Below are 14,990 nucleotides of genomic sequence, written 5' to 3'. Positions count from 1 at the left end.
CGGCCGTCCACATCGTCACCTCACGTGAGGAGGCGTCCGAGATCAGTGAATCGCTGCTGGTAGCCGTCCAGGAGTCTGCGGGCGACGGTGACGGAGTCCACGAGCGGATGCGCGGCGAATGCTCGCCATGCGAGTTCTCTGGAGCCGGTGCGCGCCGCTTCGATCGTCAGCTGCTCGGCGGACTTGACCTGAGTCATGAGGCCGAGCATCTCACCGCGGACCGGGGCGATCGGCCAGGGGTGCACGCCGTCCGCGTCGACGACGCATCCCACTTCGATCACCGAATCCGCTGGGAGGGAGGGGATGAGGTCGCCGTTGCGGACGTTCAGGATCATCGTCGCCGGTCGGTCTGAGGCGATCGCCGCCATCAGCTCGAGGGCCACGGTCTGGTAGCCGCCGCCGCCGCCGTCGACGTCGCTCGTCTCACGCGATTCGCCGTCCTGCCGGCTCTCGGCCATGTAGCTCGACTCGCGCTCCCGCCGGGTGCGCAGCCACGCGTCGAGGGGGTCGTGACCGGGCGCGGAGAAGAAACCGCCCTGCTGGCGGTCCAGAAACTCTCCGCGGGTGGTTTCCGCCGAGCGGATCCGCTCGGTCGCCTCGCGAGTGAAGTAGTAGTAGTACAGGTATTCGTTGGGGAGGGCGCCCAGGGCGCGCACCCAGTCGAACCCCATGAGCCGGGCCTCCTCGATCGTTGTGAGCGCACGATCGTCGGCGAGGAGCCGCGGCAGCTGGTCGACGCCGTCGATCTGGACGCTGCGCAACCATCCGAGGTGGTTCAGCCCCACGTAATCGAAGTGCAGCCCGCCCGCACCCGGCCCTGAGGAGGGAGTCGCGCCGACCGCCGAGACGGCGCGACGCATCAGGCCGATGGGGGTGTCGCAGATGCCGACGACGCGATCGCCCAGGACGGCGCGCATCGCCTCGGTGACCATGCCAGCGGGGTTGGTGAAGTTGATCACCCACGCGTCGGGTGCCACCTCGCGCACGACGTGGGCGAGGTTCACCATGAAGGGGATGGTGCGCAGGGCGTACGAGATGCCGCCGGGCCCGACGGTCTCCTGCCCGAGCACGCCGAGCTCCAGCGCCGTACGCTCGTCGACCACCCGTCCGGCGGTGCCGCCGATGCGCACGGCCGCGAACACGAAGTCGGCACCGCGCAGGGCTTCGGCGAGGTCTTCGGTGACGGTGATCGTGGGGACGTGCGCACTGGTCTCCGACATCCGGTCGATGACGGATCGGATGATCGCGAGGCGCGAGTGTGAGACATCGAACAGCGCCAGTTCGTCGATGCGCACGGGTGCGTCCTCCGAGGACACCGCTTCGAACACCTGAGGCACACGGAAGCCGCCGCCTCCGACGATGGTCAGTTTCACGCCGTCATCACCTCGATGTCATTGCTGCGGAAGACGTCGAGGGTCGCCTCGTCCGCTCCCTCGTTCGTCACGACGCCCCACAGCTGCTCCGGGCCGCAGACGTTCAGCAGTCCGACGCCGGGGAACTTGGAGGCATCCGCCAAGACGACCGAGCGGACGGAAGAAGCGATCATGGCCCGTTTGATAGGGACCTCCATGCCGGTCGTGTCGGCGATGGTGCCGTCCGGTCGGATGCCACTCGTCCCGAGGAAGCATGTGGTCGCGCGGATCTGCGCGAGGGCCTGTTCGGTCAAAGTGCCGACCATCGAGTTGTAGTTGTTGCGGACGACTCCGCCCAGGACGATCAGCTCGACTCCGTCGTCGGAGCGCAGTTCGTCGATCACGGCGAGGCTCGAGGTGATCACCGTGATGCGACGTCCGCGCAGCTCGCGTGCGAACAGTGCGGTGGTGGTTCCGATGTCGACCAGGATCACGTCGCCGTCGGAGACCAGCTCGGCCGCCCGCCGCGCGATGCGGAGCTTCTCCGGCTGCTGCTGACGGGATACGTCGGAGAACGGGATGCGGTCCGGCTCGATGTTGCCGCCGCCGCGCACCCGTTTGAGGAGGCCCTCTGCGCTCAGCGCGTTCAGATCGCGCCGGATCGTCGAGGCCGATACGCCCAGCTGGTCGGCGAGGTCTTCCACGCGCACCTCGCCGTCTGAGCGGAGGGAATCGAGGATTCGAGCTTGCCGCGTCGAAGTGAGCATGCGAGCGAGCATATCAGTCAGCTTCGAGCATCTATTGTGCATATTCGAGCAGTTCTGGAGTATGTTCTAGCAAACGCTGTCGCCGTGGACGCCCCTGAGAGGAGCGAGATGACCTCCGCCGATGCTCACGCCGATGTGGACGTCGTGCTCACCGGGCCACTGTTCCTGGACTTCGTCTTCACTGGACTCGATGGCCGCCCTGCCGCCGGCACCGAAGTGCGCGCCAAGGAGTTCGGAATCAGCCCGGGAGGCATCGCGAATCTTGCCGTCGCGACAACGCGGCTCGGGCTTCGCTCCTCGCTGGCATCCGTCTTCGGCGACGACGTTCATGGCCGCTGGAGCTGGGAGGTGCTCGGCGAGCACGAGGGAATCGACCTCTCCCGATCGCGCATGATCTCCGGCTTCACGACCGCCGTCACGGTGGCCATCGAGCAGGACGCGGATCGCAGCATGGTGACGTACGACCAGGAGTGGCCGGTGTCCGTCGACGAGCTCCTCAGCGGCCCTCTGCGCGCCCGTACCGCACTGGCCGATCTCAACGCTCTGCGCGAGGAGCGCGATCCCGATTCCTGGTGGAAGCGGGCGTCGCGAGCCGGCACCCGGATCTTCGCCGACATCGGCTGGGACTCCAGCGAACGGTGGGATCCGCGTGATCTCGATCCGCTCGCGTACTGCCACGCGTTCACGCCCAACTCGCGGGAGGCGTCGGCATACACTCGGGCGGACGAGCCGCGCGAGGCCGCCCGACGGCTGGCTGAGCAGGTTCCCCTGGTCGTTGTGACCTGTGGCGCCGCTGGCGCCGTTGCGATCGACGCCGCCACCGGTGAAGAGGCTGCCGTTCCTTCGATCCGGACTGATTTCGTCGACGCCACCGGCGCCGGGGACGTATTCGGTGCGGCGCTGGTCGCCGGCACGCTTGCCGAGTGGCCTCTGGCCCAGAGGCTCGCCTTCGCGGCCCTGTGCTCCGGGCTCTCGGTAGGCCAGCTCGGCGGATCCTTCGGCGCTCCCGGCTGGGCGGAGATCGGGCAGTGGTGGGAGCGGACCCTGGCGGGTGGCGATGAGGACCTCGTGCGGCGCTATGGGTTCCTGAGCGACGTCCTGCCCGCCGACGCCCCGCCCCCGGTGCGCCGTGCCGGCCCCGGCTTGTACTTGGCTCGCACCTCGTGAGCCACCGGTGAACCACCCAAGCCTCTTGCACCACTGGAAACCGAAAGGGAAATCATGCAACGACACACACGGCTCGCCGCGCTGGCGGGCGGCGCCGCCCTCCTGCTGGGCGTCACCGCATGCGCGCCTGGCGCGGGAACTCCCGAGAACGCTCCCTCCGGCGGGGCGATCAGCACCGACATCTCCGAAGTGGGAGAGATGACGCTGACAGTCTGGGACCAGGAGGTCCGCGGGGGTCAGAACGAGGAGATCGAACGCCTGAACGCGGCGTTCGAGGAGAAGTATCCGAACATCACCATAGAACGCGTGTCGCAGGCGTTCGAGGATCTCAACACCACCCTCCGTCTCGCGCTCACGGACAAGGACGCCCCCGACGTCGTGCAGGCCAACAACGGCCGCAACACGATGGGTGCCTTCGTCGAGGCGGGACAGCTTCGTCCTCTCGATGACTACGCCGACGCATACGGCTGGCTCGAGCGCTACTCGCCCTCGGTGCTGCAGTACTCCACGTACAGCGAGGACGCGGCGGTCTTCGGCGACGGCAACCTCTACGGCCTCCCGCAGATGGGCGAGGTCGTGGGTGTCTTCTATTCCAAGTCGAAGCTCGAGGGGCTCGGGCTGGAGGTGCCCGGAACGTGGGATGAGTTCGACGCCGCCCTGGCCGCCGCGAAGGAGGCGGGGGAGATCCCGCTTCAGCTCGGCAACATCGAGCAATGGCCGGCAGGACACGTTTTCGGGCCGCTGCAGGGTGCGTACGTCGACCCGGAATCGATCACGTCGCTCGGCCTGGGCAATCCCGGCGCGAGCTGGACCACGCCGGAGAACGAGGCGGCCGCCGCCGCACTGCAGGGCTGGGTGGACAGCGGCTACTTCAACGACGGCGTGAATGGGACCGATTACGACGACGCCTGGCAGGCGCTGGCCGACGGTCAGGGCGTGTTCCTCCTCGGCGGCTCGTGGCTCTCGGCTGATCTCGAAGACGCCATGGGCGAGGACGTGGGCTTCTTCGTTCCGGCGACCGAGTCGGGGTCGGTGGCCACGACGGGCGGCACGAGCCTGCCCTTCGCCATCACCTCAGCCGCGGAGAACACTGACGTCGCGGCGGCGTACATCGACTTCCTCACGAGCGATGACGCGATGGACATCATCGTGGAGACGGGGAATCTGCCGGTCAACCGCACCGCCGAACTGGCTCCGTCCTCCGGTGTGCTCGCGGACGTGTTCGCCGTCTTCGGCGAGGTCACGACAGACGGTGATCTCCTGCCCTACCTCGACTACGCCACGCCCACGGCCGGCGAGACGCTCGGGCGGGCGCTGCAGGGGTTGCTGGCCGGAGAGATGACGCCCACGGCCTTCACTGAGCAGCTGGAGGCCGACTACTCGGAGTTCGTCGCAGCGAATGAGTGACCCAGTCGTCGGCGTGACCGACCGGAGGGCCTCGAGGCGCTCCGGTCGGTCACGCGCGGCGTGGGTTCCCCTCGCCTATCTGGCACCGGCTGCGCTGCTGTACGGGGCTTTCCTGTTATTCCCGCTCGGCCGGGCCGCGCAGTTCTCCTTCTTCGAGTGGGACGGACTCGGGCAGTCCACCTTCGTCGGCTTCGGCAATTACATCGCGCTCGTCCAGGACGAGCAGCTGCGTGAGGCGTTCCTGCACGCATTCGTGCTCATCTTCTTCTACGCTGTGCTTCCGCTGGCCATCGGGCTGCTGCTGGCGGCGCTACTGACACGGGCGCAGGTGCGCGGTCTCGGCTTCTTCCGGACCATCATCTTCCTTCCCCAGGTCATCGCGATGGTCGTCGTCGCCGTCACCTGGCGGCAGATCTACGCGCCGGACGGCCCTCTGAACGGGTTCCTGCGCGCGATCGGCCTGGGCGATCTCGCCCGCCCGTGGCTCGGCGACTACACCTTCACGCTCCCCGCGGTCGGGCTCATCGGCAGCTGGGTCAGCCTCGGGCTGGTCACTGTGCTGCTCATGGCAGGAATGAGCCGCATCCCGCCGGAACTGTACGAGTCCGCGCGCATCGACGGGGCGGGTCCGTTCCAGGAGTTCTTCGCCATCACGCTTCCCTCGGTGCGGGGCGAGATCACCGTGGCCCTCACGCTCACGATCGTGGCGGCGCTCAAGACCTTCGATCTCATCTATGTCACCACCAGCGGAGGACCGGGCACCTCCACGACAGTGCCCAGCTACGAGGTTTATCGGCGCGCGTTCCAACTCGGTGAAGTGGGCGCGGCGACGGCCGTGGGTGTCGCGCTGACCATCGTCGTCTTCGCCATCAACTTCGTCGTGAACAGGATCGGGGACAAGAAGTGAAGACCTCGGCGGTGGAGAGGACCGCGAACTATGTCATCCTCATCGTGTTCGCTCTGGTGATCCTGGGACCGGTCGGCGTGATCCTCTCGCTGGCGCTCGGCCCCGAGAGCGCGTCGGTCGCACGCGAAGGCCGGCTGTTCCACTGGGAGAACTTCGCCGAGGCGTGGGAAGTCGGCCGGTTCGGCCAGTACATGGCCACCTCGGTCGTCGTGGCCGTTGTCGTCGTGATCGTCGCCGTGACCGCCTCCATCCTCGCCGGGTACGCGCTGGGGACGATGAGGTTCCGCTTCGCCGATGTCATCTTCTACGTGTTCCTCCTGGGCATCATGGTGCCGACGGAGGCGATCATCGTTCCGCTGTACTTCGATCTGCGCACGATCGGGCTGACCAACACCGTCTGGGGCGTGGCGTTCCCGCAGATCGCGATGTCGATCGCGTTCGGCACGTACTGGATGCGCACCTACTTCCGCACGACCAATCGCGCCATGATCGAGGCGGCCCAGCTCGATGGCGCGAGTTCGTTCCGGATCCTGTGGCAGATCCTCGTCCCGATCGGGCGCCCGGCGATCCTCACGCTCGTGCTGCTGGTGTTCATGTGGACCTGGAACGAGTTCCTCGTCCCGCTCGTGATGTCGCCCAACGGCAGCGTGCGCACCGCCCCGTTGGGGCTGGCCTTCTTCCAGGGCCAGTACACCCAGGGAACCGCCCTGCTCGCCGCCGGCGCCGTGATGGTCGCCCTTCCCGTCGTCGCGCTGTACATCTTCCTGCAGCGGTACTTCATCAAAGGCATGCTCCAGGGAGCGGTGCGCGAATGATCGAGGTGCACGTGATGCCCGACCCCAGGGCGATCGGTGCGGAGGCGGCGAACCGCTTCGACGAGGTCGTCGGAGGCGGCGCGCGCGTGCTCGGGCTCGCCACGGGGTCGTCGCCCGATCAGGTCTACGCCGAGCTCGTCAACCGCCACGCCGCCTTCCCTGGTGCCTACCGTGCGTGCCGGGTCTTCCTGCTCGACGAGTACGTCGGGCTTCCCCAGGGGCATCCGGAGCGATACGCCGCGGTCATCCGCCGCACGGTGACCGATCCGCTGGGCATTCCGCGGGATCGCGTGCACGCCCCCGATGTCGATGCCCGCGACCTTGCGGCGGCGGGCGAGAGATATGACGAAGCCATCGCGGCAGCGGGCGGCGTTGACCTCCAACTCCTCGGCGTGGGAACCAATGGACACATCGCCTTCAACGAGCCGGGGGCGACTCTGGCCCGAGGAACGCACGTCACACGGCTCACCGATCGGACACGGCAGGACAATGCACGCTTCTTCGGCGGCCGTGTGGACGCGGTGCCCCGGGCGGCGATGACGCAGGGCATCGGGACCATCCTCCGCGCCCGACGCCTTCTGCTGATCGCGACCGGCGCCGCGAAGGCGGATGCGATCGCGGGCCTGGTGAGCCGCCCGGCCGATCCGGAGCTGCCGGTCACCGCACTGCACCGTCATCCGGCGGTGACAGTCTTGGTCGACCCGGCAGCCGCCTCCGGCATCTCCGAGGCCGACCTCCTTCCGGACGTGCGGATGCGGGACCATGATGACGAGCGGGTCGACCGGATGATCGGCGCGCATGCGGATGATCGGATCCGCTTGTAGCCCTCCGGGTGTGCAACCGCCGGTGACAGGGCCGGTCAGCAGTCGGTGACGGGCTTCGGCCGGCGCAGCTTGGCGGTGAGATCGCGAAGCAGCGCCAGTTCGTCGTCGCTGAGGCACGACATCTGCTCGGCGATGTTGGCGGCATGCTCGGACGCCAGGCGGCGGAACGCCGCCGCCCCGGCCTCGGTGGCGCGGACCAGTGCGCCCCGGCCGTCGTCGGGATCGGGGCACTTGCTGATCAGGCCGCGCGCGACCATCCGGTCGACCAGCCGCGAGACGCTCGGCTGGCTGATGAGCATGTTCGCCGTGACGTCGCGCAGACGCGCCGTCATCTCCGGCGCACGCGTGACGGTCAGCAGAACGTCGTACTCCGCCTGCGACAGATCCGTCTCGGTGAAGTCGACCCTGAGCTGCTCGAAGACCTCGTGCTGCGCACGGAACAGGCTCTCCCACGCATCGACGGCGAGGTGGCGGTCGGTCATACCGACAAGAGTAAGGCGCACGGGCGCCGCATAGGCTGAGCGGCATGAAGTGGATGCGACGCACCCTGGCAGCCCTGGTGATCGCCCTCGCCTCGGTGGGTGCGGGGGTCGTCGTCGCGCCGGCTGCGTCGGGTGCGTCCACCGTGCCGGGCGCCGCTGCATCCGTGGTGCGCGCCGACGTCAACGACTTCACGTTCGCGAGCATGGACGCCGACTACACCCTCACCCGCGCCGAGGACGGGGCCAGCGAGCTGCGGGTGGTGGAGACGTTCGTGGCGGAGTTCCCCGACGCGGATCAGAACCGCGGGATGCAGCGGCTGCTGCCCGAGAAGTATCTCGGCGCGCCGCTGGAGGTCGATCTGATCTCCGTCACCGACGCCGACGGGAATCCCCGCGAGGTCGAGACCGAGAGCGACGACGGGTACCTGTTGGTCACCTCGCGGGCCGACGATTACGTGCACGGGGAGCAGACGTACGTCTTCACCTACACGATGCGCAACGTCGTGCGCTTCTTCGACGACACCGACGCCGACGAGTTCTACTGGAACGTCAACGGACTGGACTGGGAGCAGCCGTTCGATCGCGTCACCGCCGCCCTGCACGTGGATGAGGCGCTCGCCGCAGAGCTGACCGGCTCGGAGGCCTGTTATGCCGGCGCGCGCGATTCGACGGCCGAGTGCCCGATCGCGAGCGAGAAGGCCCCGGACGGCGCCGTCACCGTCCGCGCGGAGGCGACGGGCCTCGGCGCGCACGAGACGCTGACGGTGGCGGTCGGTTTCGCCTCGGGCACGTTCACGCCCTTCAACCCGTCGTTCTTCGCTTCGCCGTGGGGCTGGCTCCAGCTCGTGGGCGTGCTGATCGTCCTGGCCGCGCTGGCGTGGGCGATCGTGGTCAGGGTCCGCCTGCTCTCCGATGCCGAGGGTCGTCCGACGATCGTCGCGGAATTCACTCCCCCCGCGGCCGTGGACGCCCTCGAGAGCGCCGTGCTGCTGGGGAAGACGACGAAGGCGATCCCCGCCGAGGTGCTCGAGCAGGCCGTGGTGGGCAGCATCCGCATCGTCGAGGGTGAGCGGCGCCGCTTCGGGGGCGTGCAGCTGGAGGCGCACCTGGTCGATCCTGAACGCGCCGACGGGGACGGGCGGATGCTGCTGAAGGGCCTGTTCGGCGAAGACGCCGCACCCGGCGCGGTCTTCACGTTCGGGCGGCAGGACACCAGGCTCTCGACCGCGGCTCGGGCGATCCTGGCCGACGCGGGGAAGGAGCTCGTGCGGCGGGGTCTGCGCCGGGAGGTGCCGCTGGGGCCCCGCATGTGGCCGGGGGTGCTGATGCTCGCGGGGATGGCGGTGTCGGCTGTCTTCGGCGTGCTCGCGCTGGCGGGGAGCGTCACCCCGCTCCTGCCCATCGTGCTGTTGATCGTCAGCGCCTTGGTGATGGTCTTCGGAATCGGTCTGCTGGCCCACAAGCCGCTCACGCCGCTGGGCGCGGACACACGCGACCATCTGGCGGGGCTGAAGGTGTTCATCGACTGGGCGGAGGCGGACCGCATCCGGATGCTGCAGTCTCCGGGCGGTGCCGAGCGCATCGCCGTGGACGCCAGCGACCCGCGGCAGATGCTCCGCATCTACGAGTCCCTGCTGCCGTACGCCGTGGTGTTCGGGCAGGAGAAGCAGTGGTCGGAGCGGCTCGGGGTGCTGTACGAGTCCACCGGGACGCCGGGGTGGTACGTGGGCGCTGCGGGCTTCAACGCCGGGGCGTTCGCGTCGGGGATCGGCTCGCTCTCGGCGAGTGCGACGTCGTCGTCGTCCACGTCGGGCGGGTCGACCGGTGGTGGTTCCGCCGGCGGGGGCGGGGGAGGCGGAGGCGGCGGCGGCGTCTGACCCGGGGCCGCTCACGGCGGCGCGGCCTGGAGGAGCGCGTCGTGCCGGCGGTGGACCGAACCTGTGGCGGGTCGCCATCGTCGCGCGGAATCGAGCCATCCCGGGGCCCGGAGCCACGGCGCCCCACGGACCATGCGGATCTCCCACCCGCTCGTCTCGATCGTGCGGTGGTGGAACCAGCACAAGAGCACACCGTTGTCGGTGTGGGTGGGGCCGCCACGGGCGGCTTCCTGCACATGGTGCACTTCGCACCAGGCGGCGGGGACGTGGCACCCCGGGATGATGCATTCGCCGTCCCTCGTGGCGATCGCGCGGCGCTGATGTGCGGTGTAGAGACGCTGCGGGGTGCCGAGATCGACGATCCGCCCCGCGGGATCGAAGACGATCCGCTGGATCTGTCCGGCGCAGCCGGCATGCCGGGCAACGGAAGCGGGTACCGCTCCGGTGTCGCCGGGGCCGGTGGGAGGGACGAAGGCCACTCCTGACGCCTGATCGAGTTGATCCGCGCCGACGGTGACCACGAGCGTCGGGGCCGATCCGCCGAGGCTGGGGATGCCGTCCATGCCGGCGGCGACGGAGAGGACACCTGCGAACGCGTCGTGCCGGCGCTGGGTGGTCGTGCGCGGGTCGGCCGGCACATCCTCGCCGCTCTCATCGGTTTCCGCTTCGTCCGCGAAGCGCGGGCCGGGAGCGCCCGGCGCCTTCGGGTTGAGGAAGGCGTCGAGCAACCGCTGCAACTCGGCGGCGACGTCGGGAAGCAGTGCGCCCTGCACGCCGACGACGCCCGCCCTCTCCCGCCCGAGCGTCAGCCCGCGCGCCTTCATCGCACGTTCCCCGTCGGGGAGTGCCCCATCCGGGTCGAGGAAGAGCGCCCACGTGTTGGCCATGATCGCGACCTCATCCGCACCCGCGGGCAGTGCGTCGCCTTCTCCCGTGGCGGCATCGACGAGCGCCTGCTCCGCCGCTGCGAACGCGTCCGCCTCACACGCGGCGCCGCGCTCGCGGATCGAGGCGAGCGCTGTCACGATCGCGGAGGCGGCATCCACCCCGAGTGCACCTGACGCCACGGCGCCGGCGACCACGGGGAACGCCGGCGGCAGCGGCTCGCCGGTGAGCGCGACGCGAGCTCGGAGCGGCGTCGCGGCGCGTATGCGTGCCCGTGCGGTCGAACCCGAAACGAGCGTGACGCGTTCGAGGAGCTCCCCGGGGGTGCGGCAACCGCGGGTAACCGTCAGCCGCTCGCTGCCCAGGTCGGTTCGACTGCGGTGCGCGACCTCTCCGGCGAGCGTCACGCGGGCCGCGTCCAGTAGTCGGCCGAGGGCTTCCACGTCGGCCACGTGCCGCAGGAGCTCGTCATCGGATGCGGCCGCAGCATCCAGCCCGTCGACCATCGCCTGCAGACCTGCGCGGAGGGAGGTCGTGAGGGCGGTGCGATCGCTGTCGAACATGAGGCGATTCTCGCAGGGGCCACCGACATCCGGATGGTCTTCACCCCAGGTCAGGCGCTATTTCTGTGGATAACTCCGCAGGGCGGTGCGCTGGGGAGGAGAGGTGTGCGCGGCGCGCGCCATTGCTGAGCGAGGTTCAGTAGACCGAACTCGGCGTGGCCAGCGCGGCGCGCAGGAAGCGTTCGCTCAGGAAGTCGCTGTCGGCCCCCATGGTGCCGAGGGAGGCGTGCAGGTGCGGCGTGGTCATGGCGCGGCCGATCGCGAATGCCGAGCCGCGTGCGGCGGCGATTCCGTCCACGGCCAAATGTAGGAGGGCTTCCTTCTCGTCGCGCACGGGGATCCACAGGTTGATCCCCGCATCCGAGGCGATGGTGAGGCCGGCTGACGCGAACCGGTCGCGGAACAGCATCCGGCGCCGGGCGTACTCGTCGCGCGCGTGAGCGACGATGGTCGCCACCTCCGGATCGGACAAGCATGCCTCCAGGACCGCCCGGTTGATCGAGCTCACCCATTCCCCGCCCGCTCGCCAGGCCGATACGCGCTCGAGCACCGCCCGCGGCCCCGCGATCGCGGCGACGCGGACGTCGGGATGGATCTCCTTGGCGAACGAGAGCAGCGCGACGACGCGTTCAGGGGCGAGAGACGCCAGCCGTACATCGCTCTCCGGCTCCAGTGCGCCGTGGTGGTCTATTTCGATAGCCGTGGCGTCGAACTTGCGCAGCAACTCCGCGATCGCGGCGAGATTCTCCGTCGGCACGCGACGGCCCGTCGGATTATGCACGCGGGTCTGCACGAGCACCGCCCGCGCCCCTGAGCGCAACACCCGCTCCAGGTCGACCTCGTCGTACCGGCCGGTGAATGTCACCGCTGCGGGGTTCATGCCGAGCTGACGGATGATGGCGGGATACAGCGGGAACTCCGGGTTGCTCACACCGATCGACGCGCCGCGGTGACTCACCGCCTGCAGGACGCGCGGCAGCGCACCGATCACCTCGGTGTCCAGGAGCAGCGCCTCCGGTTCGTACCCGAGCCGTCTGAGGAGGGCCTCCCGCAAGCCGGGGCTGATGTCGTCCTTGCCGGGGTAGCCCGGAAACTCCGCGCGGTCGGCCACCTGGTGCAGGATCCGGCGCAAATCCGGTTGGAGCGCGGGGTCCGGGTACCCGGCCGCCAGACGGTACCGGAATCGTGCGTCGGTCTGGCCTCGGGCGCGATAAGAGGTCGCCGCCACCGGTCGCGCGACGTGAGTGCCACCACGCCGGTTGGTCTCGATGACGCCCATCTGCACGAGGCTCTTCCACGCCAGGCTGACGGTGGAGTTGGACAAACCCAGCGATCGCGCGAGCGTGGCGATCGTCGGGAGGCGCGCCCCGACGGTCAGATCCCCGCTGCGCGCCGTCAGCAGCACGGCATCGACGAGCGAGTCGGCGTCGAATCTCTGCATCCGTGAGCGCAGTAAGTCGAGCGCGTCTTTATCATTCACGCATTAACGATATTGCGCCGAAATATTCGACCACAGTGCGGAAACAAATCTCCGGGATGCTGGACGAGTCCCGCCCGAAGGGACATCCCCACTTCCGATGAGGAGCACCTTCTATGCGTCGTTCTGCCGTCACACTCGCCAGTTCACTGGCAGCCGCCAGCGCCGTCGTCCTCTCCCTCGCCGGGTGCGCTGCGGAAGCGGACACCTCCGCGGAGTCGTCGTCTTCGCTGTCGCTGGTCAACGGCGACACGCTCACGGTCTGCATCTCGAAGAACGCCTACGCTCCGCTGTACTGGAACGACGGCGGAACTCTGACCGGGTTCGATGTCGACTCGATCACCGCCATCGCCGATGAGCTGGGCGTGCCCGTCGCCTTCAACGAGATGGCGTTCGACGGGCTTCTGCCGGCACTGGTCTCGGAACGGTGCGACGTGATGCGCTCCGGGCTCTACATCAATGAGGAGCGCACGGCGAAGGCCGACGCCATCCCCTATCTGGAGACGGGCCCGGCATTGGTGGCCGCCGTCGCGAGCGGGCTCGAGATCGAGAGTTCCGACGACCTCGCTGGACTGCGCATTGCGGTGCAGGCGGCCTCGGCGAACGAGAAGATCCTGCAGGAGCTGAACGCTGACTTCGCCTCCCGCGGGCTGTCCGCGATGGAGCTCTCCAGCTACCCCGAGATGCCGGAGACAATGGCGGCGTTGCGTAACGGACGCGTCGATGCCGTCATCGAGACCGACGTGGCGGCCATGCAGGCCGCAGAGACTCTCGGCGATGAGTACGAGCTGCTCACGGGTGCCTTCGATGCCGACACCTCCTTCGGCATGTACCTCCCCAAGGGGAGCGAACTGACCGAGAAGGTGCGCGAGGTCGCCGCGCAACTCACGGCCGATGGGACGTTCGCCGCCCTCGCCGAGGAGTACGGACTGCTGCCCGAGCGTATCTCGGCTCCGTGAGCGTCGCACGATGACGTTCGATCCCGGCCTCTTCTTCGAGGCGCTCTTCTCCCCGGCCTATTTGCGCGGAGCGATCACAGCGATCACCCTCGCCGCGCTCGTGCAGGCTGCAGCGATTGTCCTCGGATTCTTCCTCGCTCTCGCCAGGGAGAGCCGGCGGCGGTGGCTGCGGGTAGGGGGAGCGGCCTATGTCTGGCTGTTCCGTGCCATCCCTGCCCTGCTGATCCTGCTGCTGATCTGGAACGCCCTCCCTCAGGTCGTGCCGATGCTGAAGGAGTCGTGGTTCACGCCCTACATCGCCGCCTTCGTCGGCCTGACGCTGCTCGAGACGGCACTGATGGCCGAGATCCTGCGGTCGGCGTTGGCGTCCATCCCGCCCGGTCAGGGTTTGGCCGCCAAAGCGCTGGGGCTCAAGCCGTGGAGCGCGATCTGGCATGTGCAGATCCCGCAGATGATCCGGGTGGCGATCCCGCCGACAGGAAACCAGTTCATCAACATGGTCAAGATGACCAGCCTCGCCTCCGTCATCTCCCTGCAAGAACTGCTGTACACGGCCGCGCAGGACGTATCGCGCACGTTCAGCTACGCGGAGTACTACTCGGCGGCCGCCATGTACTACCTCGTGCTCGTGTCGCTGTTCATGCTCGCGCAGGGCGCACTGGAGCGGAAGTTCGCGTGGAAGAGCACCCCGGTCAAGCGTCGCCCGATGGGTGCGACCCGACGCAAGGAGACGGCTGATGTCTGAGTCCACGCCACTTCTGCAGGCCAGCGCGGTCACGAAGCTGTACGGCGATCACCCGGCCGTGAACGACGTGTCGTTCTCGACGACGCGGGGACAGGTCACCGCGATCCTCGGTCCCTCCGGTTCGGGCAAGTCGACCTTCCTCCGCTCGGTCGCCCTCCTCGAACCGATCGACGGCGGCGAGATCCGCTTCGAGGGTCGCCTCGTCGGCCAGCGCCAGCGCGGCGGGCGCCTGGTCGCCGCATCCGAGCGTCAACTCGCCGGCGACCGCAGCATGGTCGGGATGGTGTTCCAGAACTTCAACCTCTTCCCGCACATGTCGGTGCTGAGGAACATCGCCCTGGCACTCGGAGTGCATCGCCGCGGCACGAAGGCCGAGAACGCGGATCGCGCGCGGGACATGCTGCAGCGCGTCGGACTCGACGGCTTCGCAGAGAAGTTCCCCACCGAGCTGTCGGGGGGACAGCAGCAGCGCGTCGCCATCGCGCGGGCGCTCGTGCTGAACCCGAAGATCATGCTTTTCGACGAGCCGACATCTGCGCTGGATCCCGAACTCGTGCGCGAGGTGCTGCGCGTCATGGAGTCCCTCGCCGAACAAGGGATGACGATGATCGTGGTGACGCACGAGGTCGGCTTCGCGCGGAACGTCGCCGACCGGGTGATGCTCTTCGACCGTGGGCGCATCGTCGACGACGCAGCGCCTGACCGCTTCTTCTCAGATGCCGCCTCTGAGCGCACGCACGCCTTCCTCGAGCACGTGCTCTGA

General features: G+C 68.6%; 14 protein-coding genes. 9 read left to right on the top strand and 5 right to left on the bottom strand.

Annotation, left to right across the window (positions count from 1 at the left end):
• Positions 1-20: 20 nt before the first annotated feature.
• The gene (locus E4K62_RS15240; protein ID WP_135068904.1) at positions 21-1,373 is read right to left on the bottom strand and encodes a 6-phospho-beta-glucosidase; all 1,353 of its coding nucleotides are present in this window, start codon (positions 1,371-1,373) and stop codon (positions 21-23) included.
• Positions 1,370-2,119, bottom strand: coding sequence for a DeoR/GlpR family DNA-binding transcription regulator (locus tag E4K62_RS15235; protein ID WP_135068902.1), 750 nt, complete (start codon positions 2,117-2,119; stop codon positions 1,370-1,372). Before E4K62_RS15235 ends, E4K62_RS15240 begins: the two co-directional genes overlap by 4 nt.
• Positions 2,120-2,227: 108 nt before the next feature.
• Between E4K62_RS15235 and E4K62_RS15230 the strand changes: the two genes are divergently transcribed.
• The 5 genes from E4K62_RS15230 to E4K62_RS15210 are packed head-to-tail and all read left to right on the top strand — an operon-like array spanning position 2,228 to position 7,239.
• Positions 2,228-3,286, top strand: coding sequence for a carbohydrate kinase family protein (locus E4K62_RS15230; RefSeq protein ID WP_135068900.1), 1,059 nt, complete (start codon positions 2,228-2,230; stop codon positions 3,284-3,286).
• Positions 3,287-3,340: 54 nt separating this feature from the next.
• On the top strand, positions 3,341-4,693 hold the full coding sequence (locus E4K62_RS15225) for an ABC transporter substrate-binding protein (RefSeq protein WP_135068898.1): 1,353 nt from the start codon (positions 3,341-3,343) through the stop codon (positions 4,691-4,693).
• Positions 4,686-5,600, top strand: coding sequence for a carbohydrate ABC transporter permease (locus E4K62_RS15220; RefSeq protein ID WP_135068896.1), 915 nt, complete (start codon positions 4,686-4,688; stop codon positions 5,598-5,600). Before E4K62_RS15225 ends, E4K62_RS15220 begins: the two co-directional genes overlap by 8 nt.
• 11 nt (positions 5,601-5,611) lie before the next feature.
• Entirely contained in the window at positions 5,612-6,415 is an 804-nt protein-coding gene (locus E4K62_RS15215; RefSeq protein ID WP_308195151.1) for a carbohydrate ABC transporter permease, read from the top strand.
• A 14-nt stretch (positions 6,416-6,429) separates the two neighbouring features.
• The gene (locus E4K62_RS15210; protein WP_240742717.1) at positions 6,430-7,239 is read left to right on the top strand and encodes a glucosamine-6-phosphate deaminase; all 810 of its coding nucleotides are present in this window, start codon (positions 6,430-6,432) and stop codon (positions 7,237-7,239) included.
• 35 nt (positions 7,240-7,274) lie between these two features.
• Here E4K62_RS15210 and E4K62_RS15205 read toward each other — a convergent pair whose 3' ends face one another.
• Positions 7,275-7,721, bottom strand: a complete 447-nt coding sequence (locus E4K62_RS15205) for a MarR family winged helix-turn-helix transcriptional regulator (protein ID WP_135068892.1) — start codon at positions 7,719-7,721, stop codon at positions 7,275-7,277.
• Positions 7,722-7,765: 44 nt separating this feature from the next.
• Between E4K62_RS15205 and E4K62_RS15200 the strand changes: the two genes are divergently transcribed.
• Positions 7,766-9,598: a DUF2207 domain-containing protein gene (locus tag E4K62_RS15200; protein ID WP_240742716.1), complete on the top strand. Its 1,833-nt coding sequence runs from the start codon at positions 7,766-7,768 to the stop codon at positions 9,596-9,598.
• An 11-nt stretch (positions 9,599-9,609) separates the two neighbouring features.
• On the opposite strand, the gene E4K62_RS15195 is transcribed toward E4K62_RS15200, so the two are convergent.
• Together E4K62_RS15195 and E4K62_RS15190 are read right to left on the bottom strand one after the other, a co-directional pair.
• The gene (locus E4K62_RS15195) at positions 9,610-11,046 is read right to left on the bottom strand and encodes an HNH endonuclease signature motif containing protein (RefSeq protein ID WP_135068890.1); all 1,437 of its coding nucleotides are present in this window, start codon (positions 11,044-11,046) and stop codon (positions 9,610-9,612) included.
• 136 nt (positions 11,047-11,182) lie between these two features.
• The gene (locus E4K62_RS15190; RefSeq protein WP_135068888.1) at positions 11,183-12,526 is read right to left on the bottom strand and encodes an aminotransferase class I/II-fold pyridoxal phosphate-dependent enzyme; all 1,344 of its coding nucleotides are present in this window, start codon (positions 12,524-12,526) and stop codon (positions 11,183-11,185) included.
• Positions 12,527-12,639: 113 nt separating this feature from the next.
• Here E4K62_RS15190 and E4K62_RS15185 point away from each other — a divergent pair, with 113 nt between their 5' ends.
• Genes E4K62_RS15185 through E4K62_RS15175 form a run of 3 tightly spaced genes read left to right on the top strand, consistent with a single transcriptional unit; the run spans position 12,640 to position 14,990 of the window.
• Positions 12,640-13,482 carry a transporter substrate-binding domain-containing protein gene (locus tag E4K62_RS15185; RefSeq protein ID WP_135068886.1) on the top strand — a complete coding sequence of 281 codons (843 nt, stop codon included), beginning with the start codon at positions 12,640-12,642 and terminating at the stop codon, positions 13,480-13,482.
• 10 nt (positions 13,483-13,492) lie between these two features.
• Positions 13,493-14,227, top strand: a complete 735-nt coding sequence (locus E4K62_RS15180; RefSeq protein ID WP_135068884.1) for an amino acid ABC transporter permease — start codon at positions 13,493-13,495, stop codon at positions 14,225-14,227.
• Positions 14,220-14,990, top strand: coding sequence for an amino acid ABC transporter ATP-binding protein (locus E4K62_RS15175; RefSeq protein ID WP_135068882.1), 771 nt, complete (start codon positions 14,220-14,222; stop codon positions 14,988-14,990). The genes E4K62_RS15180 and E4K62_RS15175 overlap by 8 nt, the downstream gene beginning before the upstream one ends.

The organism is Microbacterium wangchenii, assembly GCF_004564355.1.
GTDB lineage: Bacteria > Actinomycetota > Actinomycetes > Actinomycetales > Microbacteriaceae > Microbacterium > Microbacterium wangchenii.
The sequence above is the reverse complement of the archived record's forward strand: the minus strand, read 5'-3'. Positions and strand labels throughout refer to the sequence as shown.